Consider the following 23,478-nt stretch of genomic DNA (forward strand, 5'->3'; position numbering starts at 1 on the left):
TTACTTGCGACGACGGACGATCATTTTGTCGGTACGCTTATTACCACGAGTCTTCGCGCCCTTAGTCGGGAAGCCCCATGGCGATACCGGATGACGACCACCAGAGGTACGACCTTCACCACCACCATGTGGGTGGTCAACCGGGTTCATGGCAACACCACGAACGGTTGGGCGAACGCCACGCCAGCGCTTGGCACCAGCTTTACCCAACGAACGCAGGCTGTGCTCGGAGTTCGAGACTTCGCCCAGGGTCGCACGGCATTCAGCCAGTACTTTACGCATCTCACCAGAACGCAGACGCAGGGTCACGTAGACACCTTCACGAGCGATCAGCTGAGCCGAAGCACCAGCGGAACGAGCGATCTGTGCGCCTTTACCTGGCTTCAATTCGATGCCGTGTACGGTGCTACCAACTGGAATGTTACGCAGTTGCAGAGCGTTGCCCGGCTTGATCGGTGCCAAGGCACCTGCGATCAGCTGGTCGCCAGCACTCACGCCTTTAGGGGCGATGATGTAGCGACGCTCGCCATCTGCGTACAGCAGCAGAGCGATGTGAGCAGTACGGTTTGGATCGTATTCGATACGCTCGACGGTGGCAGCGATGCCATCCTTGTCGTTGCGACGGAAGTCGACCAGACGATAATGCTGCTTATGACCACCACCGATGTGACGAGTGGTAATACGGCCATTGTTGTTACGACCACCAGACTTCGATTTTTTCTCGAGCAGCGGTGCGTGAGGAGCGCCTTTATGCAGCTCCTGGTTGACCACCTTGACCACAAAACGGCGGCCAGGGGAAGTCGGTTTGCATTTAACGATTGCCATGATGCACCCCTTCCTTACTCAGCACTGCTGCTGAAATCGAGATCTTGGCCTGGCTGAAGGGAGATAACTGCCTTCTTCCAGTCATTACGCTTGCCCAGACCGCGAGCAGTGCGCTTGCTTTTACCCAGAACGTTCAGGGTAGTCACGCGCTCTACTTTCACGCTGAACAGGCTTTCGACGGCCTTCTTGATTTCCAGCTTGGTTGCGTCGGTAGCAACCTTGAAAACGAACTGGCCTTTCTTGTCTGCCAGAACCGTAGCCTTCTCGGAAACGTGCGGGCCAAGCAGAACTTTAAATACGCGTTCCTGGTTCATCCCAGCAGCTCCTCGAATTTCTTCACGGCCGACACGGTGATCAACACCTTGTCGTATGCGATCAGACTGACCGGATCGGAACCCTGCACGTCACGAACGTCGACGTGTGGCAGGTTGCGAGCAGCCAGGTACAGGTTCTGATCAACAGCATCAGACACGATCAGGACGTCAGTCAGGCCCATGCCGTTCAGCTTGTTCAGCAGATCTTTGGTTTTCGGTGCTTCAACAGCGAAGTCCTGAACCACGACCAGACGATCAGTACGCACCAGCTCAGCAAGGATGGAACGCATTGCTGCGCGATACATCTTCTTGTTCAGCTTCTGGGAGTGATCCTGAGGACGAGCTGCGAAAGTGGTACCGCCGCCACGCCAGATTGGGCTACGGATAGTACCGGCACGAGCACGGCCAGTACCTTTCTGACGCCATGGGCGCTTGCCGCCACCGGAAACGTCGGAACGGGTCTTTTGCTGCTTGCTACCTTGACGGCCGCCAGCCATGTAGGCCACGACTGCTTGGTGAACCAGCGTCTCGTTGAATTCGCCGCCAAATGTCAGTTCGGAAACTTCGATCGCTTGAGCGTCATTTACATTTAATTGCATGTCAGCTTCCCCTTAACCGCGAGCCTTGGCTGCTGGACGTACAACCAAGTTGCCGCCAGTAGCGCCAGGAACAGCGCCCTTGACCAACAACAGATTGCGTTCAGCGTCCACGCGCACTACTTCGAGGGACTGCACGGTCACGCGCTCAGCGCCCATATGACCGGACATTTTTTTGCCCTTGAATACACGACCAGGAGTCTGGCACTGGCCGATAGAGCCTGGAACGCGGTGGGATACGGAGTTACCGTGGGTGTTATCTTGCCCGCGGAAGTTCCAACGCTTGATCGTACCCTGGAAGCCTTTACCTTTGGACTGACCGGTTACATCAACCAGTTGGCCAGCGGCGAAGATTTCAGCGTTGATCAGATCGCCGGCCTGGTACTCGCCTTCTTCAAGACGGAATTCCATTACGGTACGACCAGCGGCAACGTTCGCCTTGGCGAAGTGGCCAGCCTGAGCTGCTGTTACACGCGAAGCACGACGCTCGCCGACAGTGACTTGCACTGCACGATAGCCATCGGTCTCTTCAGTTTTGAACTGGGTGACGCGATTCGGCTCGATCTCAATGACCGTGACCGGAATGGAGACACCTTCTTCGGTGAAAATACGGGTCATACCGCATTTACGACCGACTACACCAATAGTCATGTTGTAAACCTCATGAGTGTACGGGGCTTTCACCCGCTATGGCCGCCCATTTCAGAGCGTTACACGACTAAGACCGAGTCTTAGCCGAGGCTGATCTGCACTTCCACACCGGCCGCAAGATCGAGCTTCATAAGTGCATCAACGGTTTTATCCGTTGGCTGGACGATGTCCAGAACGCGCTTATGAGTACGGATCTCGTACTGGTCACGCGCGTCTTTGTTGACGTGCGGGGAGACCAGAACGGTGAACCGCTCTTTACGGGTAGGCAGTGGAATTGGACCACGCACTTGAGCACCAGTACGTTTCGCGGTTTCCACGATTTCCTGGGTGGATTGGTCGATCAGGCGATGGTCGAAAGCCTTCAACCTGATACGGATTTGCTGATTTTGCATTGGATTTCAGACTCCGGCTGCTATTCCCACCGAGCGCAATACGCCCGTTAAAAGGAGGCGCAATTCTATAGACGCCCCATATAGGTGTCAACCCAATAAAAAAGCCCCCGCTGGGCGGGGGCTTTTTCAGCTCATCGAAGCTGACTCAAAAGAGCTTACTCGATGATTTTGGCTACGACGCCAGCGCCGACGGTACGACCGCCTTCACGGATAGCGAAACGCAGACCGTCTTCCATTGCGATGGTCTTGATCAGGGTGACAACCATTTTGATGTTGTCGCCTGGCATTACCATTTCAACGCCTTCCGGCAGTTCGCAGTTACCGGTCACGTCAGTGGTCCGGAAGTAGAACTGTGGACGGTAGCCTTTGAAGAACGGAGTGTGACGACCGCCTTCTTCTTTGCTCAGAACGTACACTTCAGCTTCGAACTTGGTGTGCGGCTTGACCGAACCCGGCTTAACCAGAACCTGGCCACGCTCAACGTCGTCACGCTTGGTACCACGCAGCAGAACGCCGCAGTTCTCGCCAGCACGACCTTCGTCGAGCAGTTTACGGAACATTTCAACACCGGTGCAGGTGGTGACAGTGGTGTCACGCAGACCAACGATTTCCAGTGGATCCTGAACCTTGACGATACCGCGCTCGATACGACCAGTCACAACAGTACCGCGACCGGAGATCGAGAATACGTCTTCGATTGGCATCAGGAACGGCTTGTCGATAACACGAACTGGCTCTGGGATGTAGCTGTCCAGAGTTTCTACCAGGCGCTTGACAGCGGTGGTACCCATTTCGTTGTCGTCTTGGCCGTTCAGAGCCATCAGAGCCGAACCGATGATGATTGGAGTGTCATCACCTGGGAAGTCGTAAGTGCTCAGCAGGTCGCGCACTTCCATCTCAACCAGTTCCAGCAGCTCAGCGTCGTCAACCATGTCAGCCTTGTTCAGGAAGACAACGATGTACGGAACGCCTACCTGACGGGACAGCAGGATGTGCTCACGAGTTTGTGGCATCGGACCATCAGCGGCCGAGCAAACCAGGATCGCGCCGTCCATCTGGGCAGCACCAGTGATCATGTTCTTCACATAGTCAGCGTGACCTGGGCAGTCAACGTGAGCGTAGTGACGAATCGAAGAGTTGTACTCAACGTGCGCGGTGTTGATGGTGATACCACGAGCCTTTTCTTCCGGAGCGCTGTCGATTTTGTCGAAAGCAACAACGGCCGAACCGAAAACTTCGGAGCAGACGCGAGTCAGAGCAGCAGTCAGAGTGGTTTTACCATGGTCAACGTGACCAATGGTGCCAACGTTGACGTGCGGTAGGGAACGATCAAATTTTTCTTTAGCCACGACAATTAACTCCTTGCCTAAAGGGCTGAATCAGCCTTGCTTTTTGGTAACAGTCTCGACGATATGCGACGGAGCTGTATTGTATTTTTTGAATTCCATAGAGTAGCTTGCGCGACCCTGAGACATGGAACGAACGTCGGTTGCATAACCGAACATTTCACCCAACGGAACCTCGGCACGAATGACCTTGCCGGAAACCGTATCTTCCATACCCAGAATCATGCCACGACGACGGTTAAGGTCGCCCATGACATCACCCATGTAGTCTTCAGGCGTAACGACTTCTACCGCCATGATTGGCTCGAGCAACTCACCACCGCCCTTCTGGGCCAGTTGCTTGGTCGCCATGGAAGCAGCCACCTTGAACGCCATCTCGTTGGAGTCGACGTCGTGGTAAGAACCATCAAACACAGTTGCCTTCAGGCCGATCAGCGGATAGCCGGCAACAACGCCGTTCTTCATCTGCTCTTCGATACCCTTCTGGATCGCCGGGATGTATTCCTTAGGAACCACACCACCTACGACTTCGTTCAGGAATTGCAGACCTTCCTGACCTTCGTCAGCCGGTGCAAAACGGATCCAGCAGTGACCGAACTGGCCACGACCGCCGGACTGGCGAACGAACTTACCTTCGATTTCACAGCTCTTCGTGATGCGCTCACGATAGGAAACCTGAGGCTTACCGATGTTGGCTTCGACGTTGAACTCACGGCGCATCCGGTCAACCAGGATGTCCAGGTGCAACTCGCCCATGCCAGAGATGATCGTTTGACCAGTCTCTTCATCAGTCTTGACGCGGAAAGACGGGTCTTCCTGAGCAAGCTTGCCCAGAGCGATACCCATTTTTTCCTGGTCGTCCTTGGTCTTAGGCTCAACGGCAACCGAAATAACCGGCTCCGGGAAGTCCATGCGCACCAGGATGATTGGCTTGTCAGCATTGCACAAAGTTTCACCCGTGGTGACATCCTTCATGCCGATCAAGGCCGCGATGTCGCCAGCGCGTACTTCCTTGATTTCTTCACGGGCGTTTGCGTGCATCTGCACCATACGACCCACACGCTCTTTCTTGCCTTTTACCGAGTTGATCACGCCGTCGCCGGAGGCCAACACGCCCGAGTAAACTCGAACAAAGGTCAAGGTACCCACGAATGGGTCGGTAGCGATCTTGAACGCCAAAGCCGCGAACGGCTCGTCGTCACTTGCGTGACGCTCCATTTCCTCTTCCTCGTTATCCGGGTTGGAACCCTTGATAGCAGGAATGTCGGTTGGAGCAGGCAGGAAGTCGATAACGGCGTCGAGAACCAGGGGAACACCCTTGTTCTTGAAGGAAGAACCGCAAACAGCCAGAACGATCTCACCAGCGATAGTACGCTGACGCAGAGCGGCCTTGATTTCCTCGTTGGTGAGTTCTTCACCTTCGAGGTACTTGTTCATCAGCTCTTCGCTGGCTTCGGCCGCAGCCTCAACCATGTTGCTGCGCCATTGCTCGGCTTCTTCCAACAGTTCGGCAGGAATTTCCTTGCGAACAGGGACCATGCCCTTGTCGGAATCGTTCCAGTAGACAGCTTGCATGTTGATCAGATCGATCTGACCCTGGAAGTTGTCTTCGGAACCGATAGCCAGCTGGATCGGCACCGGAGTGTGACCCAGGCGCTGCTTGATCTGAGCGATCACGCGCAGGAAGTTGGCACCAGCACGGTCCATCTTGTTTACGTAAACAAGACGTGGAACGCCGTATTTGTTGGCCTGACGCCATACGGTTTCCGACTGAGGCTCAACACCCGAAGTACCACAGAACACAACGACAGCGCCGTCGAGTACACGCAGGGAACGTTCAACTTCGATGGTGAAGTCTACGTGGCCCGGGGTATCGATAACGTTGAAGCGGTGCTCGTGCGGGTACTGCTTCTCGGAACCTTTCCAGAAGGCGGTGATAGCAGCAGAAGTAATGGTAATACCACGCTCCTGCTCCTGCACCATCCAGTCTGTGGTCGCGGCGCCGTCATGCACCTCGCCCATTTTGTGACTCTTGCCGGTGTAAAAAAGGACGCGCTCGGTGGTGGTGGTTTTACCAGCATCCACGTGAGCAACGATACCGATGTTACGGTAGCGGTTAATCGGTGTAGTACGAGCCATAAAGCCCTCGCAAATTGAGTGACGCTAAAATTAGAAGCGGTAGTGCGAGAAAGCCTTGTTGGCTTCAGCCATACGGTGCACGTCTTCACGCTTCTTAACTGCAGCACCTTTACCTTCAGCAGCGTCCAACAGTTCACCAGCCAAACGCAGAGCCATGGACTTCTCGCCGCGCTTGCGGGCGAAGTCTACCAGCCAGCGCATTGCCAGGGCGTTACGACGGGACGGACGAACTTCGACCGGAACCTGGTAAGTAGCACCGCCTACACGGCGCGACTTCACTTCGACCAGCGGAGCGATGGCGTCGAGAGCTTTCTCGAAGATTTCCAGGGGATCGCTGTTCTTGCGTTCCTTAACTTTGTCCAGTGCGCCATAAACGATACGCTCGGCAACGGCTTTCTTGCCGCTTTCCATTACGTGGTTCATGAACTTGGCGAGAATCTGGCTTCCGTATTTCGGATCGTCCAGAATCTCACGTTTGGCTGCTACGCGACGTCTTGGCATTGATAAGCCCTCAAACGGTCTTCAGGTTAGCCCGGGACAGCAGATGCGTGCCCGACCTTACTCTTATCGACTCAATAAAATTAAAAACTGCTAAACGGCCGATTATTTCGGACGCTTGGTACCGTACTTCGAACGACCTTGGTTACGACCTTTAACGCCGGAAGTATCCAAAGAGCCGCGAACGGTGTGGTAACGAACACCTGGCAAGTCTTTTACACGACCGCCGCGGATCAGGACCACGCTGTGTTCTTGCAGGTTGTGGCCTTCACCGCCGATGTACGAGGAAACCTCGAAACCGTTGGTCAGACGCACACGGCATACTTTACGCAGTGCCGAGTTAGGTTTTTTCGGCGTGGTGGTATACACACGGGTGCATACGCCACGACGTTGCGGGCAGTTCTGCAGCGCAGGCACGTCGGATTTCTCGACGATACGCTTACGCGGCTGACGTACCAGCTGGTTGATAGTTGCCATCTACTAGCTCCACTGTTGTCTTGCGACGCTATTGTCTTACAAGAAAAGCAAAATGGCAGGAACGAATTCCCGCCAAATTTAGGGGATCAAGAGTCTAAAGAGGATCTTGTCCCCAGTCAAGGCAAGGCCCCGACCTCCCCGCCCGCCGGATCTCGACAATTTGTCTCGATCCGTCGAACGGGGCGACCAGGGCCAGGCACTCAATTACCGCAGAACTCAGTTACCACTCGAGTTCAGTGCTTCGGTCAGTGCAGCTTCCACTTCACTGGCGCTTACGCGCAACGGCTTGTCGGCATCACGGCGACGCTTGCGCTCGCTGTGATAGGCCAAACCGGTACCGGCCGGGATCAGACGACCCACGACCACGTTTTCTTTCAGGCCACGCAGGTAATCGCGCTTGCCGGTTACCGCCGCTTCGGTCAGTACGCGGGTGGTTTCCTGGAAGGAAGCCGCCGAGATGAACGATTCGGTGGACAACGACGCCTTGGTGATACCCAGCAGCACGCGAGTGAACTTGGAGACGAACTTGTCTTCGGTCGCCAGGCGCTCGTTTTCCACCAGCACGTGAGTCAGTTCCATCTGGTCGCCCTTGATGAAACTCGAGTCGCCGGATTCAGCGATCTCGACCTTACGCAGCATCTGACGCAGGATGGTCTCGATGTGCTTGTCGTTGATCTTCACGCCTTGCAGACGGTAAACGTCCTGGATCTCGTTCACGATGTACTTGGCCAGCGCACTCACACCCAGCAGACGCAGGATGTCGTGTGGATCGCTCGGGCCGTCCGAGATAACTTCGCCGCGGTTTACCTGTTCGCCTTCGAAGACGTTCAGGTGACGCCACTTCGGAATCAGCTCTTCGTACGGATCGCTACCATCGTTCGGTGTAATGACCAGGCGGCGCTTGCCCTTGGTCTCTTTACCGAACGCGATGGTGCCGCTGACTTCAGCCAGAATCGAGGCTTCTTTCGGACGACGAGCTTCGAACAAGTCGGCAACACGCGGCAGACCACCGGTGATGTCGCGAGTTTTCGAAGTTTCCTGCGGGATACGGGCGATAACATCACCGATCGCGATCCGCGCACCGTCCGCAACACCGACCAGGGCGTTGGCTGGCAGGAAGTACTGAGCGATTACGTCAGTGCCTGGCAGCAACAGATCCTTGCCGTTGTCATCGACCATCTTCACAGCAGGACGGATGTCCTTGCCGGCAGCTGGACGATCTTTTGCGTCGAGTACTTCAATGTTGGTCATACCGGTCAATTCGTCGGTCTGACGCTTGATCGTGATGCCTTCTTCCATGCCCACGTAGGTCACGGTACCTTTCATCTCGGTCACGATCGGGTGGGTGTGCGGGTCCCACTTGGCCACGATGGCGCCAGCGTCGACCTTGTCACCTTCCTTGACCGAAATCACAGCACCGTAAGGCAGCTTGTAGCGCTCGCGCTCGCGACCGAAGTCGTCGGCGATGGCCAGCTCACCGGAACGCGACACTGCCACCAGGTGGCCATCCACGCGCTCTACGTGCTTGAGGTTGTGCAGACGGACAGTACCGCCATTCTTCACCTGGACGCTGTCAGCAGCGGAGGTCCGGCTTGCCGCACCACCGATGTGGAACGTACGCATCGTCAGCTGGGTACCCGGCTCACCGATGGACTGGGCAGCGATAACGCCGACCGCTTCACCGATGTTCACCTGGTGACCACGGGCCAGGTCGCGACCGTAGCACTTGGCGCAGATGCCGTAGCGGGTTTCGCAGCTGATCGGCGAACGTACGATCACTTCGTCGATGCTGTTGAGCTCGATGAACTCGACCCACTTCTCGTCAACCAGCGTGCCGGCAGGAACGATCACGTCCTCGGTACCCGGCTTGAATACGTCACGGGCGATGACACGACCCAATACGCGTTCACCCAACGGCTCTACAACGTCACCGCCTTCAATGTGCGGCGTCATTACCAGGCCATGTTCGGTGCCGCAATCGATCTCGGTCACGACCAGATCCTGGGCAACGTCTACCAGACGACGAGTCAGGTAACCGGAGTTCGCCGTTTTCAACGCGGTATCCGCAAGACCCTTACGAGCACCGTGAGTGGAGATGAAGTACTGGAGTACGCTCAAACCTTCACGGAAGTTCGCGGTAATCGGGGTCTCGATGATGGAACCGTCCGGCTTGGCCATCAGGCCACGCATACCGGCGAGCTGACGGATCTGCGCGGCAGAACCCCGTGCGCCCGAGTCGGCCATCATGTACATCGAGTTGAAGGACTCCTGGTCGACTTCGTTGCCATGACGGTCGATGACTTTCTCTTTCGAGAGGTTGGCCATCATCGCCTTGGAGACTTCGTCGTTCGCCTTGGACCAGAGGTCGATCACCTTGTTGTACTTCTCGCCCTGGGTTACCAGGCCGGAGGCGTACTGACTTTCGATCTCTTTCACTTCTTCGGTGGCAGCACCGATGATGCGGGCTTTTTCATCCGGGATAACGAAGTCGTTAACACCGATGGAAACGCCGGAAATGGTCGAATAGGCAAAACCGGTGTACATCAACTGGTCAGCGAAGATCACGGTCTCTTTCAGACCAACCACGCGGTAGCACTGGTTGATCAGCTTGGAGATCGCCTTTTTCTTCATCGGCAGGTTGACGACGTCGAAGGACAGGCCTTTTGGCACAACCTGGAACAACAGCGCACGGCCGACGGTGGTGTCGACGATACGAGTGTTGGTCACGCTGCCGCCATCACGATCGTTCACGGTTTCGTTGATCCGCACCTTGACCTTGGCGTGCAGTGCGGCTTCGCCGGCACGGAACACACGGTCAACTTCCTGCAGATCGGCGAACACACGACCTTCGCCCTTGGCGTTGATCGCTTCACGCGTCATGTAGTACAGACCCAATACAACGTCCTGCGACGGAACGATGATGGGCTCACCGTTGGCTGGCGACAGGATGTTGTTGGTCGACATCATCAACGCACGCGCTTCCAGCTGGGCTTCCAGCGTCAGCGGAACGTGCACGGCCATTTGGTCGCCGTCGAAGTCGGCGTTGTACGCAGCACAGACCAGCGGGTGCAGCTGGATAGCCTTACCTTCGATCAGTACCGGTTCAAATGCCTGGATACCCAGACGGTGAAGGGTCGGTGCACGGTTGAGCAGAACCGGGTGTTCGCGAATCACTTCAGCGAGAACGTCCCAGACTTCTGGCAGCTCGCGCTCGACCATTTTCTTGGCGGCTTTGATGGTGGTCGCCAGACCACGCATTTCCAGCTTGCCGAAAATGAACGGCTTGAACAGCTCCAGAGCCATTTTCTTAGGCAGACCGCACTGGTGCAGACGCAGGGTCGGGCCTACGGTAATAACCGAACGACCGGAGTAGTCAACACGCTTACCGAGCAAGTTCTGACGGAAACGACCCTGCTTACCCTTGATCATGTCAGCCAGGGATTTCAGAGGACGCTTGTTGGAACCGGTGATAGCGCGGCCACGACGACCGTTGTCGAGCAGTGCGTCGACCGCTTCCTGCAACATACGCTTTTCGTTGCGCACGATGATGTCCGGAGCGGACAGATCGAGCAGGCGCTTCAAGCGGTTGTTACGGTTGATCACTCGACGATACAGATCGTTGAGGTCGGAAGTCGCGAAGCGACCGCCATCGAGCGGGACCAGTGGACGCAGGTCTGGCGGCAGAACCGGCAGAACGGTCAGCACCATCCACTCTGGCAGGTTGCCGGAACCCTGGAAGGCTTCCATCAACTTCAGACGCTTGGACAGCTTCTTGATCTTGGTTTCGGAGTTGGTTTGCGGAATTTCTTCGCGCAGGCGGCCAATCTCGTGTTCCAGGTCGATAGCGTGCAGCAGTTCGCGGACAGCTTCGGCACCCATGCGGGCATCGAAATCGTCGCCGAACTCTTCCAGCGCTTCGAAGTACTGCTCGTCGTTGAGCAACTGACCTTTTTCAAGGGTGGTCATGCCTGGATCGATAACGACGTAGCTCTCAAAGTAGAGAACGCGTTCGATATCACGCAGGGTCATGTCCATCAGCAGGCCGATACGGGACGGCAGCGATTTCAGGAACCAGATGTGGGCAACTGGCGAGGCCAGTTCGATGTGCGCCATGCGCTCACGACGAACTTTTGCCAGCGCGACTTCAACGCCGCACTTCTCGCAGATCACACCACGGTGCTTCAAGCGCTTGTACTTACCGCACAGGCACTCGTAATCCTTGACCGGGCCAAAGATCTTGGCGCAGAACAGGCCGTCACGCTCAGGTTTGAACGTACGGTAGTTGATGGTTTCCGGCTTTTTAACTTCACCGAACGACCACGAACGGATCATCTCAGGCGAGGCCAATCCAATACGGATGGCGTCGAACTCTTCGACTTGACCCTGGTTTTTCAGCAAATTCAGTAGGTCTTTCAAGGCCTTTCCTCCTGGCGGAGCAGAGAGCGGGCAAAACAGCCCCGCTCTCGATTCGCGTCACGTGTTATTCGGTTTCCAGATCGATATCGATGCCGAGGGAACGAATTTCCTTGATCAACACGTTGAAAGACTCGGGCATGCCCGGCTCCATACGGTGATCGCCGTCCACGATGTTTTTGTACATCTTGGTCCGGCCGTTCACATCGTCCGACTTCACTGTGAGCATTTCTTGCAGAGTGTATGCAGCACCGTACGCTTCCAGTGCCCAGACCTCCATCTCCCCGAAACGCTGACCACCGAACTGCGCCTTACCACCCAGCGGCTGCTGGGTAACCAGGCTGTAAGAACCGGTAGAACGAGCGTGCATCTTGTCGTCTACCAAGTGGTTCAGCTTCAGCATGTACATGTAGCCAACGGTAACCGGGCGTTCGAACTTGTTGCCGGTACGGCCGTCGAACAGCTGCATCTGGCCGCTTTCCGGCAGGTCTGCCAGTTTCAGCATGGCCTTGATTTCGCTTTCCTTGGCACCGTCGAACACCGGAGTAGCCATTGGAACGCCGCCGCGCAGGTTCTTCGCCAGATCCAGGATTTCCTGGTCGGAGAAGGTGTCCAGCTCTTCGTTGCGTCCGCCGATCTCGTTGTAGATCTCGTGCAGGAACTTACGCAGGTCAGCGACCTTGCGCTGCTCTTCGATCATACGGTTGATCTTCTCGCCCAGACCTTTGGCCGCGAGGCCCAGGTGGGTTTCAAGGATCTGACCAACGTTCATACGCGAAGGTACGCCCAACGGGTTGAGGACCACATCGACCGGGGTGCCATTGGCATCGTGCGGCATGTCTTCAACCGGCATGATCACGGAGACCACACCCTTGTTACCGTGACGACCGGCCATCTTGTCGCCCGGTTGGATGCGACGACGGATTGCCAGGTAAACCTTGACGATTTTCAGCACACCCGGAGCCAGGTCATCGCCCTGCTGCAGTTTGCGCTTCTTGTCTTCGAACTTGTCGTCCAGCAGACGGCGGCGATCAACGATATAGGCCTGGGCCTTCTCGAGCTGCTCGTTCAGAGCATCTTCAGCCATGCGCAGTTTGAACCACTGGCCATGCTCAAGACCGTCGAGAACTTCGTCGGTGATTTCCTGACCTTTCTTCAGGCCGGCGCCGCCTTCGGCCTTATGGCCAACCAGAGCGGAGCGCAGACGTTCGAAAGTTGCGCCTTCAACGATACGGAACTCTTCGTTCAGGTCCTTGCGGATCTCGTCGAGTTGGGTCTTCTCGATGGACAGTGCACGAGCATCACGCTCAACGCCGTCACGGGTGAAGACCTGTACGTCGATGACGGTACCCTTGGTGCCGGTAGGCACGCGCAGGGAGGTGTCTTTAACGTCGCTGGCTTTTTCACCGAAGATGGCACGCAGCAGTTTTTCTTCCGGAGTCAGCTGGGTCTCGCCTTTCGGAGTGACCTTACCCACCAGGATGTCGCCTGCGCCTACTTCAGCACCTACGTAAACGATACCGGCTTCGTCCAGCTTGTTCAGTGCGGCTTCACCCACGTTCGGGATGTCCGCAGTGATTTCCTCTGGGCCAAGCTTGGTGTCACGGGCCACACAGGTCAGTTCCTGGATGTGGATCGTGGTGAAGCGGTCTTCCTGAACAACACGCTCGGACAGGCAGATGGAGTCTTCGAAGTTGAAGCCGTTCCATGCCATGAACGCGATGCGCATGTTCTGACCCAGCGCCAGTTCACCCATATCGGTGGACGGACCGTCGGCCATGATGTCGCTACGCTGAACCCGATCACCCTTGCTCACCAGCGGGCGCTGGTTGATGCAGGTGTTCTGGTTGGAGCGGGTGTATTTGGTCAGGTTGTAGATGTCGACACCGGCTTCGCCAGTTTCAACTTCGTCATCGGCAACACGAACCACGATACGGCTGGCATCAACGGAGTCGATCACGCCGCCACGACGAGCCACGACGCAAACGCCGGAGTCACGGGCTACGTTACGCTCCATGCCGGTACCGACCAGCGGCTTGTCAGCGCGCAGGGTGGGTACAGCTTGACGCTGCATGTTCGAACCCATCAACGCACGGTTGGCGTCGTCGTGCTCGAGGAACGGGATCAGCGACGCTGCAACCGAAACTACCTGCTTCGGCGATACGTCCATCAAGGTGACGTCTTCCGGCGCCTTGACGGTGAACTCGTTCAAGTGACGAACAGCGACCAGCTCGTCGATCAGGACTTTCTTGTCGTTCATCGTGGCCGAAGCCTGAGCGATCACGTGATCAGCTTCTTCGATAGCGGACAGGAACACGATCTCGTCAGTGACCAGGGCGTCTTTCACCACACGGTACGGGCTCTCGAGGAAGCCATACTGGTTGGTGCGCGCATAGGCGGCCAGGGAGTTGATCAGACCGATGTTCGGACCTTCCGGCGTTTCGATCGGGCAGACACGACCGTAGTGCGTCGGGTGTACGTCACGAACTTCGAAGCCTGCGCGCTCACGGGTCAGACCGCCCGGGCCGAGTGCGGAGACACGACGCTTGTGGGTGATCTCGGACAGTGGGTTGTTCTGGTCCATGAACTGGGACAGCTGGCTCGAACCGAAGAACTCCTTCACCGCCGCAGCCACTGGCTTGGCGTTGATCAGGTCTTGCGGCATCAGGCCTTCGCTTTCAGCCATCGACAGACGTTCCTTGACCGCACGCTCTACGCGCACCAGGCCAACACGGAACTGGTTCTCGGCCATCTCGCCTACACAGCGAACACGACGGTTACCCAGGTGGTCGATGTCATCGACGATGCCTTTGCCGTTACGGATGTCGACCAGGGTCTTGAGGACCGCAACGATGTCATCCTTGTTCAGCACGCCCGAACCTTCGATCTCGGTACGACCGATACGACGGTTAAACTTCATCCGGCCGACCGCAGACAGGTCATAGCGCTCAGGGCTGAAGAACAGGTTGTTGAACAGGGTCTCGGCGGCATCCTTGGTTGGCGGCTCGCCAGGACGCATCATGCGATAGATCTCGACCAGGGCTTCCAGTTGGTTGCCGGTGGAGTCGATCTTCAGCGTGTCGGAGATGAACGGACCGCAGTCGATGTCGTTGGTGTACAGCGTCTCGATGCGTACGACCTGGGCCTTGGCGATTTTTGCCAGGATCTCGGTGTTCAGCTCGGTGTTGCACTCTGCCAGGATTTCGCCGGTGGCCGGATGCACGATGACCTTGGCCGTGGTGCGGCCCAGGACGTAGTCCAGAGGCACCTGCAGCTCTTTGATCCCGGCTTTTTCCAGCTGGTTGATGTGGCGAGCGGTGATACGACGACCTTGCTCGACAATAACCTTGCCTTTGTCATCCTGGATATCGAGGACAGCGATTTCACCGCGCAGGCGCTGAGGCACCAGTTCCAGGCTGAGGTTTTCACCTTGCACGTGGAAGACGTTGGTGGTGTAGAACGCGTCCAGCACTTCTTCGGTGGTATAGCCGAGCGCGCGCAGCAGTACCGATGCAGGCAGCTTGCGACGACGGTCGATACGCACGAATACGCAGTCTTTCGGGTCGAACTCGAAGTCCAACCACGAACCGCGGTAAGGAATGATGCGCGCGGAGTAAAGCAGTTTGCCGGAGCTGTGCGTCTTGCCACGGTCGTGGTCGAAGAACACGCCCGGAGAACGGTGCAGCTGGGAAACGATTACACGCTCGGTACCGTTGATTACGAAGGTACCGTTTTCAGTCATCAGGGGGATTTCACCCATGTAGACTTCTTGCTCTTTGATGTCCTTGATCGCTTTGTTCGACGATTCTTTGTCGAAAATGATCAGGCGCACTTTTACCCGCAAAGGTACGGCGTAAGTCACACCGCGCAATACGCATTCTTTGACATCAAATGCCGGTTCGCCCAGGCGATAACCGACGTACTCCAGCGCAGCATTGCCGGAGTAGCTGATGATCGGGAAAACGGATTTGAAGGCCGCATGCAGGCCCACGTCGCGGAACTGATCTTTAGTCGCTCCCGCTTGCAAGAATTCACGATACGAATCCAGCTGGATGGCCAGGAGGTACGGCACATCCATGACGTCCGGCAACTTGCTAAAGTCCTTGCGGATACGTTTTTTCTCAGTATATGAGTAAGCCATCAGCGTTCCCCAGCTTGGTCACCTGCTTGTTTGGCCCCTCCCGACGGGAGCAGCCAGAAAATCGTGCAAACCCCATGGTTTGCGCCACCACATCGGGTGGTTACAGCTCGCGATCAGCACCGACCCAGTCGGCTGCCAATAACGGAAAAAGGCCGGTGGCAAGAGCCACCAGCCATCAGCCTGTCGCTTAACGCTCGGGCTGGAGACGCAAAGTCGATGCTTACTTCAGCTCGACTTTAGCGCCTGCTTCTTCCAGAACTGCTTTGGCTTTGTCAGCTGCGTCTTTGGCAACAGCTTCCAGAACCATGGCAGGAGCGCCGTCAACTACAGCCTTGGCTTCTTTCAGGCCCAGACCGGTCAGTTCACGTACTGCCTTGATCACGTTTACTTTCTTCTCGCCAGCTTCGGTCAGCATGACGTTGAATTCGGTTTGCTCTTCAACAACAGCGGCAGCAGCAGCTGGACCAGCGGAAGCAGCAGCAGCGGAAACGCCGAATTTTTCTTCGAAAGCTTTGATCAGCTCAACAACCTGCAGAACCGACATTTCAGCTACGGCGTTGAGGATATCGTCTTGGGAGATAGACATTACTGTATTTCCTGAATTGGGGGACGGCCTACGCGGCCATCGAAATAAACAAAAAAGCGCGAGAGAAAGTGCTCAGCCTTAGGCTGCGGCAGCTTCTTTTTGCTCGCGAACTGCAGCCAGGGTACGAGCCAGCTTGCTGGTGGCGCCTTGAATCACGCTCATCAGCTGCGAAATGGCTTCGTTGCGGGTCGGCAGTGTTGCCAGTACATCGATCTGATTAGCTGCGAGGAACTTGCCCTCGAACGCAGCTGCCTTGATCTCGAACTTGTCCTGACCCTTGGCGAATTCCTTGAACAAACGGGCAGCAGCGCCTGGATGATCCTTGGAAAACGCGATCAGGGTCGGGCCGGTGAACACGTCGTTGAGAACACTGTATTCAGTGCCAGCAACAGCGCGCTTGAGCAGGGTGTTACGTACGACACGTACGTAAACGCCAGCTTCACGGGCCTCTTTACGGAGTCCGGTCATTGCGCCTACTGTTACGCCACGGGCATCAGCCACGACAGCGGACAGAGCGACTTTGGCAGCCTCGTTGACTTCAGCGACGATGGCCTTCTTGTCTTCGAGATTAATTGCCACGGGTTTAACTCCTGCTTGTTACCGTTTCATCCGGTCGAAACCGAATGTCGTTTTGGTGTCTGATTCGGTAAGGAACCGGGAGCACCATCTGCGTAGGCTTGTGGTTTAAGACTTGCGTCGCCTACGGTCTTGGACAGCCCCCGCCAGGCAGGGACCCCAATTTTTTGATTGGCGCGATTGCTCGCGCCAACCTGAGTCTTACGCGTCGAGCGAGCTCTGATCGATGACCAGACCTGGGCCCATAGTGGTGCTCAGGGTAACGCGCTTGACGTAGATACCTTTCGAAGAAGCAGGCTTGATACGCTTCAGATCAGCGATCAGGGCTTCAACGTTCTCCTTCAGCTTGACGGCGTCGAAGCCGATCTTGCCAACGGAAGTGTGGATGATGCCGTTTTTGTCGGTGCGATAACGAACCTGACCAGCCTTGGCGTTTTTAACCGCAGTGGCTACGTCTGGCGTTACGGTGCCGACTTTAGGGTTAGGCATCAGACCACGTGGACCGAGGATCTGACCCAACTGACCCACAACGCGCATGGCATCCGGGGATGCGATCACTACGTCGTAGTTCAGGTCGCCGCCCTTCATTTCAGCAGCCAGATCGTCCATGCCTACGCGATCAGCACCAGCAGCCAGAGCAGCTTCAGCTGCTGGACCCTGGGTGAAGACAGCTACACGAACGGTCTTGCCAGTGCCATGTGGCAGCACGGTAGCGCTACGAACGACCTGGTCGGATTTACGTGGGTCAACGCCCAGGTTTACAGCAACGTCGAACGACTCGCTGAACTTGACAGTCGACAGCTCAGCCAGCAGAGCGGCGGCGTCTACAAAGTTGTAGGCCTTGCCTGCTTCGATTTTGCCGGCGATAGCCTTTTGACGCTTGGTCAGCTTAGCCATTACACACCCTCCACGTTAAGGCCCATGCTACGAGCAGAACCGGCGATAGTACGCACGGCTGCATCCATATCAGCTGCAGTCAGATCCGCGTTTTTGGTTTTCGCGATCTCTTCCAGCTGAGCACGGGTAACGGTGCCAACCTTAACGGTGTTTGGACGAGCGGAACCGCTGGTCAAACCTGCAGCCTTCTTCAGCAGAACCGAAGCAGGGGTGCTTTTTGTTTCGAAGGTGAAGCTACGGTCGCTGTAGACAGTGATGATCACTGGAGTCGGCAGACCTGGCTCAAGACCCTGAGTACGGGCGTTGAAGGCCTTGCAGAATTCCATGATGTTCACGCCGTGCTGACCCAGTGCAGGACCAACAGGTGGGCTTGGGTTAGCCTGAGCGGCCTTCACTTGCAGCTTGATGTAAGCGGTAATTTTCTTGGCCATGAGGCACTCCAATTACGGGTTCGAACGCCTCGAAAGGCTCCCCGGTTACTTGCGCGTTTATCCCAGTGACGACAAAACCCCACAGCCTTGGGCTGCGGGGTTGGGATGCCTGCTCAATCAGACCTTTTCGACCTGACTGAACTCTAGCTCTACCGGAGTAGAGCGACCGAAAATGAGCACTGCCACTTGGATCCGGCTCTTTTCGTAGTTAACTTCTTCAACCGTGCCATTGAAATCAGCGAATGGACCGTCGGTGACACGTACAACCTCACCTGGCTCAAACAATGTCTTCGGCTTCGGTTTGTCGCTACCATCAGCGACGCGACGCAGAATCGCTTCTGCCTCTTTATCCGTGATCGGCGCAGGCTTGTCGGCAGTACCGCCAATGAAACCCATCACCCGAGGGGTATCCTTGACCAAGTGCCAAGTCCCTTCGTTCATGTCCATCTGTACCAGCACGTAACCCGGAAAGAACTTACGTTCACTTTTGCGCTTCTGGCCATTACGCATCTCAACCACTTCTTCAGTGGGGACCAGAATCTCGCCAAAGCCGTCTTCCATGCCAGCCAGCTTTACGCGCTCTACCAGCGAGCGCATGACATGCTTCTCGTAACCCGAGTAAGCATGCACAACGTACCAACGCTTAGCCACGGGACACCCTTAGCCAACAATCAAGGAAACAAGCCAGCCGAGCAGGGAATCAAGCCCCCACAACAGCAACGCCATTACCAGAACAACAGCCACAACGATCAACGTGGTCTGCGTGGTTTCTTGGCGAGTCGGCCATACGACTTTACGAATCTCGGTGCGAGCTTCCTTAGCGAGTACAAAGAAAGACTTGCCCTTGGCTGTCTGCAGGCCTACAAAGGCAGCTACAGCAGCAATGGCGAGCAATGCAAGTACGCGGTACAGGATCGGCGAAGCAGAATAATACTGATTGCCAACAACGCCAATAACCACCAAAGCGACTACCACTAGCCACTTGAGCAGATCGAAGCGAGAGCCTTGAGCTTCAGCTTTAGGAGTCATCTATGAAGATCCTGTGAAAAGAAAGCCAGACACACCGAGTGAATCTGGCAGGTCAGGAGGGAATCGAACCCCCAACCTACGGTTTTGGAGACCGTCGCTCTGCCAATTGAGCTACTGACCTAAAACAAAATCAGGCCGACCATTATGCCGGCCCGAAAAAGACATTACAACTGTTTACTCGATGACTTTAGCTACGACGCCAGCGCCGACGGTACGACCGCCTTCACGGATAGCGAAACGCAGACCGTCTTCCATCGCGATGGTCTTGATCAGGGTAACAGTCATCTGAATGTTGTCACCTGGCATTACCATTTCAACGCCTTCTGGCAGCTCGCAGTTACCAGTCACGTCAGTTGTACGGAAGTAGAACTGTGGACGGTAGCCTTTGAAGAACGGAGTATGACGACCGCCTTCTTCCTTGCTCAGAACGTAAACTTCCGCGGTGAACTTGGTGTGCGGCTTGACAGTGCCCGGCTTGACCAGAACCTGGCCACGCTCAACGTCGTCACGCTTGGTGCCGCGCAGCAGCACGCCGCAGTTCTCGCCAGCACGACCTTCGTCGAGCAGTTTGCGGAACATTTCAACGCCGGTGCAGGTAGTTTTCTGAGTGTCGCGCAGACCGACGATCTCAACTTCTTCCTGGATACGGACGATGCCACGCTCAACACGACCAGTCACAACAGTACCGCGACCAGAGATCGAGAATACGTCTTCGATTGGCATCAGGAACGGCTTGTCGATGGCACGCTCTGGCTCTGGGATGTAGCTATCCAGAGTTTCCACCAGCTTCTTGACAGCAGTGGTACCCATTTCGTTATCGTCTTGGCCGTTCAGAGCCATCAGAGCCGAACCAATGATGATCGGAGTGTCATCACCTGGGAAATCGTAAGTGCTCAACAGGTCGCGCACTTCCATCTCAACCAGTTCCAGCAGCTCAGCGTCATCAACCATGTCAGCCTTGTTCAGGAAGACAACGATGTACGGAACGCCTACCTGACGGGACAGCAGGATGTGCTCACGGGTTTGCGGCATCGGACCATCAGCGGCCGAGCAAACCAGGATCGCGCCATCCATCTGGGCAGCACCGGTGATCATGTTCTTTACGTAGTCGGCGTGACCTGGGCAGTCAACGTGTGCGTAGTGACGCACGGCCGAATCGTATTCAACGTGAGCGGTGTTGATGGTGATACCGCGAGCTTTCTCTTCCGGGGCACTGTCGATCTTGTCGAAGTCAACCTTGGCCGAACCGAAAACTTCGGAGCAGACACGGGTCAGAGCAGCGGTCAGCGTGGTTTTACCGTGGTCAACGTGACCGATGGTACCAACGTTGACGTGCGGCTTATTACGTTCGAACTTTTCCTTAGCCATCGAAATCACCCCTAGGAGAAGAATTTAGCGAGTCACACAAGCCATTAAAACAAAGGCAGATATTTGCATATCTGCCTTGTAATATGGAGCTCTTGAGCGGATTTGAACCGCTGACCTCACCCTTACCAAGGGTGTGCTCTACCAACTGAGCTACAAGAGCGAAACACTTTGCACAACCTGCAAACTTGGAGCGGGTAGCGGGAATCGAACCCGCATCATCAGCTTGGAAGGCTGAGGTTCTACCACTAAACTATACCCGCGGAGCTTGCAGCTCACGCTAAAAATGGTGGAGGGGGAAGGATTCGAACCTTCGAAGTCGTAGACGTCAGATTTACAGTCTGATCCCTTTGGCCGCTCGGGAACCCCTCCTAAGCGAGCCGGCATTCTATATCATGCCAGCCTTCTGTCAAGCATTTTCTCATTAAAAACCTGAGGTTAGCTGCGTTGACGTCGCTTCGTATCGCTTACCTTTAAAGGTCTTCGCTGCGAAGCGGGCGCCATTCTATGCAAACTACCCTGCGGGTGCAACCCCTTCGCATGGCATTATTTTATGTTTTAACTCATTGAATTCTTTAGAAAGGTTTTGAAGCAGTGTTTCATTCACCTTTCCCGCGCCTTCCTGGGAAACCAGAACCCAGAACCCTCCTCCCTCAGGGAGACTTTGCGAGCTCGACGCCGCAGGACGACCTGCGACCCCCGAAGCGGCCAGGCGCTGCTCCAGCTGTCTAGCCTGCTCCGGACGGGCAAAACCACCCAGGTAGATACACGTTTTGGCCGCCTCACCAGGCTTGGCTGAATCGCGCCTGACAAGGGCATCCGCCGTTTCGCTCAAGAGATGAATATCCTGCTGCGAACCACGATACAAACTCAGCGGCGTGACATCCTTGGCGCGAAGCGGGGCCTCCTGCTGATGCCAGATGTAGTAGAAGACATTCAAAACCAGCAACAACAAAAACAGCCACCGCATAGAAACCTCAAGACAAAGGACAGGCCATCGCCAAACCGACGAAAACCAGGTCAGGCACCACCCTGGCATCTGGAACGACCCCGGAAACCAGATTGGCATCCCCCCCAGTAAGAAACACCACGAAATCCTTTCCCCAATATTGCTGCGCCAATTCAAGCTGGGTCAGGACAAACCCCCTGAGCATCAGCATGCAACCACGCTCGACCGCCTCGACAGTCGCACGACCTGGGGCGAGGCTCTCATGGGCTCGCTCGGCCGCTACATCGTCATAGCGAATTTTCCGCGTATGGGTACGCAATTGATTGCGCATCAGAGGCATGCCAGGACAAATGAACCCCCCCAGATGCCCACCATCCGCAGCCACGAAATCGGCTGTAACGGCAGTACCAAAATCCAGTACCAGGCACGCCCCCGAAGCGAGATGAAAACCGCCAAGCAGAGCCAGCCATCGATCGAGGCCTAGCCGCTCGTAATCCTCGTAGCCGTTTCTCACACCCGCCATTTCCCTGGCAGGTACAGCACGAACGACCGATACCCCGAACACATCCACCAGCGAAGTGACCAGTGAATCCGTCTCCGCCTGGGTTCTCACACTGACAAGACGACACTTCTTGAGCTGGAACTTCTTCGCATCACTCAGGCTCGCAAGCAAATCGCCGTCAGAGCCGACCACACCACCTTCGACCGGCGTTATCCCGTCAGGGCACAGAACACGCCATTTGATAAAGCTATTGCCGCAGTCGAGCTCAAGAATCATCACGCAACCTCAAACTGAGCTCACCACCGCTAAAGTTTTTTTCCACGCCATCTACCTTCAAACGCAGGGCACCCTGGTGATCAATGCCCAGCACAATGCCGTCAATTTTATTAACACCGGCAATCAGCGACACAGCCCGCCCTTGCCAAAGATGGTACTGCTCCCATTCCGATTGAATCGCAGCAAACCCCGATACGTGATGAAGCTCCAGATATTGCTGCAACTTCGCACCCAATCGTGCCACCAGCTCATTTCGATCAAAATCCCTGCCCGTTTCAAGACACATGGATGTCCACTGCTGGTCGACCTCTTCAGTCGATTGCATGTTCACATTGATCCCTACGCCCAAGACCACATGGCAAACGTCCGCGGGATCTCCCACCAACTCAAGCAAAATGCCGGCGATTTTTTTTTCACCCACCAGGACATCATTAGGCCATTTCAGCCCCGCCCCCACGATCCCCATATCACGAAGTACGTGCATGACGGCAAGCCCGACGACCAGGCTCAGCCCCTCAATCTGTCGCATGCCTCCATCAATGCGTAGCACCAGACTGTGGTAGAGGTTTTCGGCAAATGGGCTGACCCATTTACGGCCTCGACGACCACGACCCGCTATCTGTCGCTCAGCCAAAACCATGAACGGCGCCGCCTCTCCGCGCTCGACGAAACGCAGCGCCTCGGCGTTAGTAGAATCGATAGAGTCAAATATATGGACAGGCCACCCATGAAGGCCTTTTGCGCAGATCTCTGTCGCATCCAAAAGCAACAGGGGCTTAGCCAACTGATAACCCCTACCTCGAACTTTATGAACAGACAATCCTAAGTCCGCCTCCAAGTGCTGCAACTGCTTCCATACAGCACTGCGACTGATACCCAGGGCAGCACCCAGCGCCTGCCCCGAATGAAAGCGACCATCCTTCAGAAGTTTTAGCAACGTGAGCATGCGGACTGCGCCCTGATAATGAGGCCCGCATGATAGCCATGCGCAAGACTGTTGCATAGAAACACAAAATGACTTTACTGCGGGCAAAACAAAACCCCTACCTGCATCAGCAGATAGGGGTTTCGGAAT

21 protein-coding genes and 4 tRNA genes are annotated in these 23,478 nt (G+C 55.8%); all 25 read right to left on the reverse strand.

All coding sequences use genetic code 11. The features are described from left to right. Positions 1-825, reverse strand: a complete 825-nt coding sequence (gene rplB / locus AC515T_RS26075; protein WP_003186055.1) for a 50S ribosomal protein L2 — start codon at positions 823-825, stop codon at positions 1-3. A gap of 14 nt (positions 826-839) precedes the next feature. Continuing rightward, the gene (gene rplW, locus AC515T_RS26080; RefSeq protein ID WP_002555488.1) at positions 840-1,139 is read right to left on the reverse strand and encodes a 50S ribosomal protein L23; all 300 of its coding nucleotides are present in this window, start codon (positions 1,137-1,139) and stop codon (positions 840-842) included. Beyond that, a complete protein-coding gene (gene rplD, locus AC515T_RS26085) occupies positions 1,136-1,738 on the reverse strand; it encodes a 50S ribosomal protein L4 (RefSeq protein WP_003186057.1) in 603 nt (200 codons plus the stop codon). The genes rplW and rplD overlap by 4 nt, the downstream gene beginning before the upstream one ends. Positions 1,739-1,750: 12 nt before the next feature. Next, positions 1,751-2,386 carry a 50S ribosomal protein L3 gene (rplC, locus tag AC515T_RS26090; protein WP_003186059.1) on the reverse strand — a complete coding sequence of 212 codons (636 nt, stop codon included), beginning with the start codon at positions 2,384-2,386 and terminating at the stop codon, positions 1,751-1,753. 80 nt (positions 2,387-2,466) lie between these two features. Next, positions 2,467-2,778, reverse strand: coding sequence for a 30S ribosomal protein S10 (gene rpsJ, locus AC515T_RS26095; RefSeq protein WP_003186070.1), 312 nt, complete (start codon positions 2,776-2,778; stop codon positions 2,467-2,469). Positions 2,779-2,933: 155 nt separating this feature from the next. Continuing rightward, positions 2,934-4,127, reverse strand: coding sequence for an elongation factor Tu (tuf, locus tag AC515T_RS26100; protein WP_003186071.1), 1,194 nt, complete (start codon positions 4,125-4,127; stop codon positions 2,934-2,936). A 30-nt stretch (positions 4,128-4,157) separates the two neighbouring features. After that, entirely contained in the window at positions 4,158-6,263 is a 2,106-nt protein-coding gene (gene fusA / locus AC515T_RS26105) for an elongation factor G (RefSeq protein ID WP_072412392.1), read from the reverse strand. Between the two features lie 30 nt (positions 6,264-6,293). Next, complete coding sequence (rpsG, locus tag AC515T_RS26110) at positions 6,294-6,764, reverse strand: 30S ribosomal protein S7 (RefSeq protein WP_003186074.1); 471 nt, start codon at positions 6,762-6,764, stop codon at positions 6,294-6,296. Positions 6,765-6,866: 102 nt separating this feature from the next. Next, positions 6,867-7,238 carry a 30S ribosomal protein S12 gene (rpsL, locus tag AC515T_RS26115; protein WP_003186084.1) on the reverse strand — a complete coding sequence of 124 codons (372 nt, stop codon included), beginning with the start codon at positions 7,236-7,238 and terminating at the stop codon, positions 6,867-6,869. A gap of 216 nt (positions 7,239-7,454) precedes the next feature. Next, positions 7,455-11,654, reverse strand: a complete 4,200-nt coding sequence (gene rpoC, locus AC515T_RS26120) for a DNA-directed RNA polymerase subunit beta' (RefSeq protein ID WP_047230482.1) — start codon at positions 11,652-11,654, stop codon at positions 7,455-7,457. 64 nt (positions 11,655-11,718) lie between these two features. Further along, a complete protein-coding gene (gene rpoB / locus AC515T_RS26125) occupies positions 11,719-15,792 on the reverse strand; it encodes a DNA-directed RNA polymerase subunit beta (RefSeq protein ID WP_053125867.1) in 4,074 nt (1,357 codons plus the stop codon). Positions 15,793-16,012: 220 nt separating this feature from the next. Continuing rightward, complete coding sequence (rplL, locus tag AC515T_RS26130; RefSeq protein ID WP_053125869.1) at positions 16,013-16,378, reverse strand: 50S ribosomal protein L7/L12; 366 nt, start codon at positions 16,376-16,378, stop codon at positions 16,013-16,015. Positions 16,379-16,456: 78 nt separating this feature from the next. Next, on the reverse strand, positions 16,457-16,957 hold the full coding sequence (rplJ, locus tag AC515T_RS26135; protein WP_122566146.1) for a 50S ribosomal protein L10: 501 nt from the start codon (positions 16,955-16,957) through the stop codon (positions 16,457-16,459). 198 nt (positions 16,958-17,155) lie between these two features. Beyond that, entirely contained in the window at positions 17,156-17,851 is a 696-nt protein-coding gene (rplA, locus tag AC515T_RS26140) for a 50S ribosomal protein L1 (RefSeq protein ID WP_003186095.1), read from the reverse strand. Beyond that, positions 17,851-18,282, reverse strand: coding sequence for a 50S ribosomal protein L11 (rplK, locus tag AC515T_RS26145; protein ID WP_003176435.1), 432 nt, complete (start codon positions 18,280-18,282; stop codon positions 17,851-17,853). Before rplK ends, rplA begins: the two co-directional genes overlap by 1 nt. 117 nt (positions 18,283-18,399) lie before the next feature. Then, the gene (nusG, locus tag AC515T_RS26150; RefSeq protein ID WP_003186097.1) at positions 18,400-18,933 is read right to left on the reverse strand and encodes a transcription termination/antitermination protein NusG; all 534 of its coding nucleotides are present in this window, start codon (positions 18,931-18,933) and stop codon (positions 18,400-18,402) included. Positions 18,934-18,942: 9 nt separating this feature from the next. Beyond that, positions 18,943-19,311, reverse strand: a complete 369-nt coding sequence (gene secE / locus AC515T_RS26155) for a preprotein translocase subunit SecE (protein ID WP_003206102.1) — start codon at positions 19,309-19,311, stop codon at positions 18,943-18,945. Positions 19,312-19,356: 45 nt separating this feature from the next. Next, a tRNA-Trp gene (locus AC515T_RS26160) sits at positions 19,357-19,432 on the reverse strand. Positions 19,433-19,485: 53 nt separating this feature from the next. Further along, positions 19,486-20,679 (reverse strand): elongation factor Tu, encoded by a 1,194-nt coding sequence (gene tuf, locus AC515T_RS26165; protein WP_003186103.1) that lies wholly within the window; start codon positions 20,677-20,679, stop codon positions 19,486-19,488. Positions 20,680-20,763: 84 nt separating this feature from the next. After that, positions 20,764-20,839 (reverse strand) — tRNA-Thr (locus AC515T_RS26170). A 26-nt stretch (positions 20,840-20,865) separates the two neighbouring features. Continuing rightward, positions 20,866-20,939, reverse strand: a tRNA-Gly gene (locus AC515T_RS26175). A 24-nt stretch (positions 20,940-20,963) separates the two neighbouring features. Beyond that, positions 20,964-21,048, reverse strand: a tRNA-Tyr gene (locus tag AC515T_RS26180). A gap of 142 nt (positions 21,049-21,190) precedes the next feature. After that, positions 21,191-21,646 (reverse strand): hypothetical protein, encoded by a 456-nt coding sequence (locus tag AC515T_RS26185; RefSeq protein ID WP_496530546.1) that lies wholly within the window; start codon positions 21,644-21,646, stop codon positions 21,191-21,193. Between the two features lie 7 nt (positions 21,647-21,653). Beyond that, positions 21,654-22,403, reverse strand: a complete 750-nt coding sequence (locus tag AC515T_RS26190; protein ID WP_496530547.1) for a pantothenate kinase — start codon at positions 22,401-22,403, stop codon at positions 21,654-21,656. Continuing rightward, positions 22,393-23,349, reverse strand: a complete 957-nt coding sequence (birA, locus tag AC515T_RS26195; RefSeq protein WP_496530548.1) for a bifunctional biotin--[acetyl-CoA-carboxylase] ligase/biotin operon repressor BirA — start codon at positions 23,347-23,349, stop codon at positions 22,393-22,395. The genes AC515T_RS26190 and birA overlap by 11 nt, the downstream gene beginning before the upstream one ends. Positions 23,350-23,478: the final 129 nt, after the last annotated feature.

Source organism: Pseudomonas sp. FSO-7, assembly GCF_059579345.1.

Coding starts and splice junctions, on each gene's coding strand:
- rplB (WP_003186055.1), bottom strand. CDS start 825: ATGGCAATCGTTAAATGCAAACCGACTTCCCCTGGCCGCCGTTTTGTG.
- rplW (WP_002555488.1), bottom strand. CDS start 1,139: ATGAACCAGGAACGCGTATTTAAAGTTCTGCTTGGCCCGCACGTTTCC.
- rplD (WP_003186057.1), bottom strand. CDS start 1,738: ATGCAATTAAATGTAAATGACGCTCAAGCGATCGAAGTTTCCGAACTG.
- rplC (WP_003186059.1), bottom strand. CDS start 2,386: ATGACTATTGGTGTAGTCGGTCGTAAATGCGGTATGACCCGTATTTTC.
- rpsJ (WP_003186070.1), bottom strand. CDS start 2,778: ATGCAAAATCAGCAAATCCGTATCAGGTTGAAGGCTTTCGACCATCGC.
- fusA (WP_072412392.1), bottom strand. CDS start 6,263: ATGGCTCGTACTACACCGATTAACCGCTACCGTAACATCGGTATCGTT.
- rpsG (WP_003186074.1), bottom strand. CDS start 6,764: ATGCCAAGACGTCGCGTAGCAGCCAAACGTGAGATTCTGGACGATCCG.
- rpsL (WP_003186084.1), bottom strand. CDS start 7,238: ATGGCAACTATCAACCAGCTGGTACGTCAGCCGCGTAAGCGTATCGTC.
- rpoB (WP_053125867.1), bottom strand. CDS start 15,792: ATGGCTTACTCATATACTGAGAAAAAACGTATCCGCAAGGACTTTAGC.
- rplL (WP_053125869.1), bottom strand. CDS start 16,378: ATGTCTATCTCCCAAGACGATATCCTCAACGCCGTAGCTGAAATGTCG.
- rplA (WP_003186095.1), bottom strand. CDS start 17,851: ATGGCTAAGCTGACCAAGCGTCAAAAGGCTATCGCCGGCAAAATCGAA.
- rplK (WP_003176435.1), bottom strand. CDS start 18,282: ATGGCCAAGAAAATTACCGCTTACATCAAGCTGCAAGTGAAGGCCGCT.
- secE (WP_003206102.1), bottom strand. CDS start 19,311: ATGACTCCTAAAGCTGAAGCTCAAGGCTCTCGCTTCGATCTGCTCAAG.
- tuf (WP_003186103.1), bottom strand. CDS start 20,679: ATGGCTAAGGAAAAGTTCGAACGTAATAAGCCGCACGTCAACGTTGGT.
- AC515T_RS26185 (WP_496530546.1), bottom strand. CDS start 21,646: ATGCGGTGGCTGTTTTTGTTGTTGCTGGTTTTGAATGTCTTCTACTAC.
- AC515T_RS26190 (WP_496530547.1), bottom strand. CDS start 22,403: ATGATTCTTGAGCTCGACTGCGGCAATAGCTTTATCAAATGGCGTGTT.
- birA (WP_496530548.1), bottom strand. CDS start 23,349: ATGCTCACGTTGCTAAAACTTCTGAAGGATGGTCGCTTTCATTCGGGG.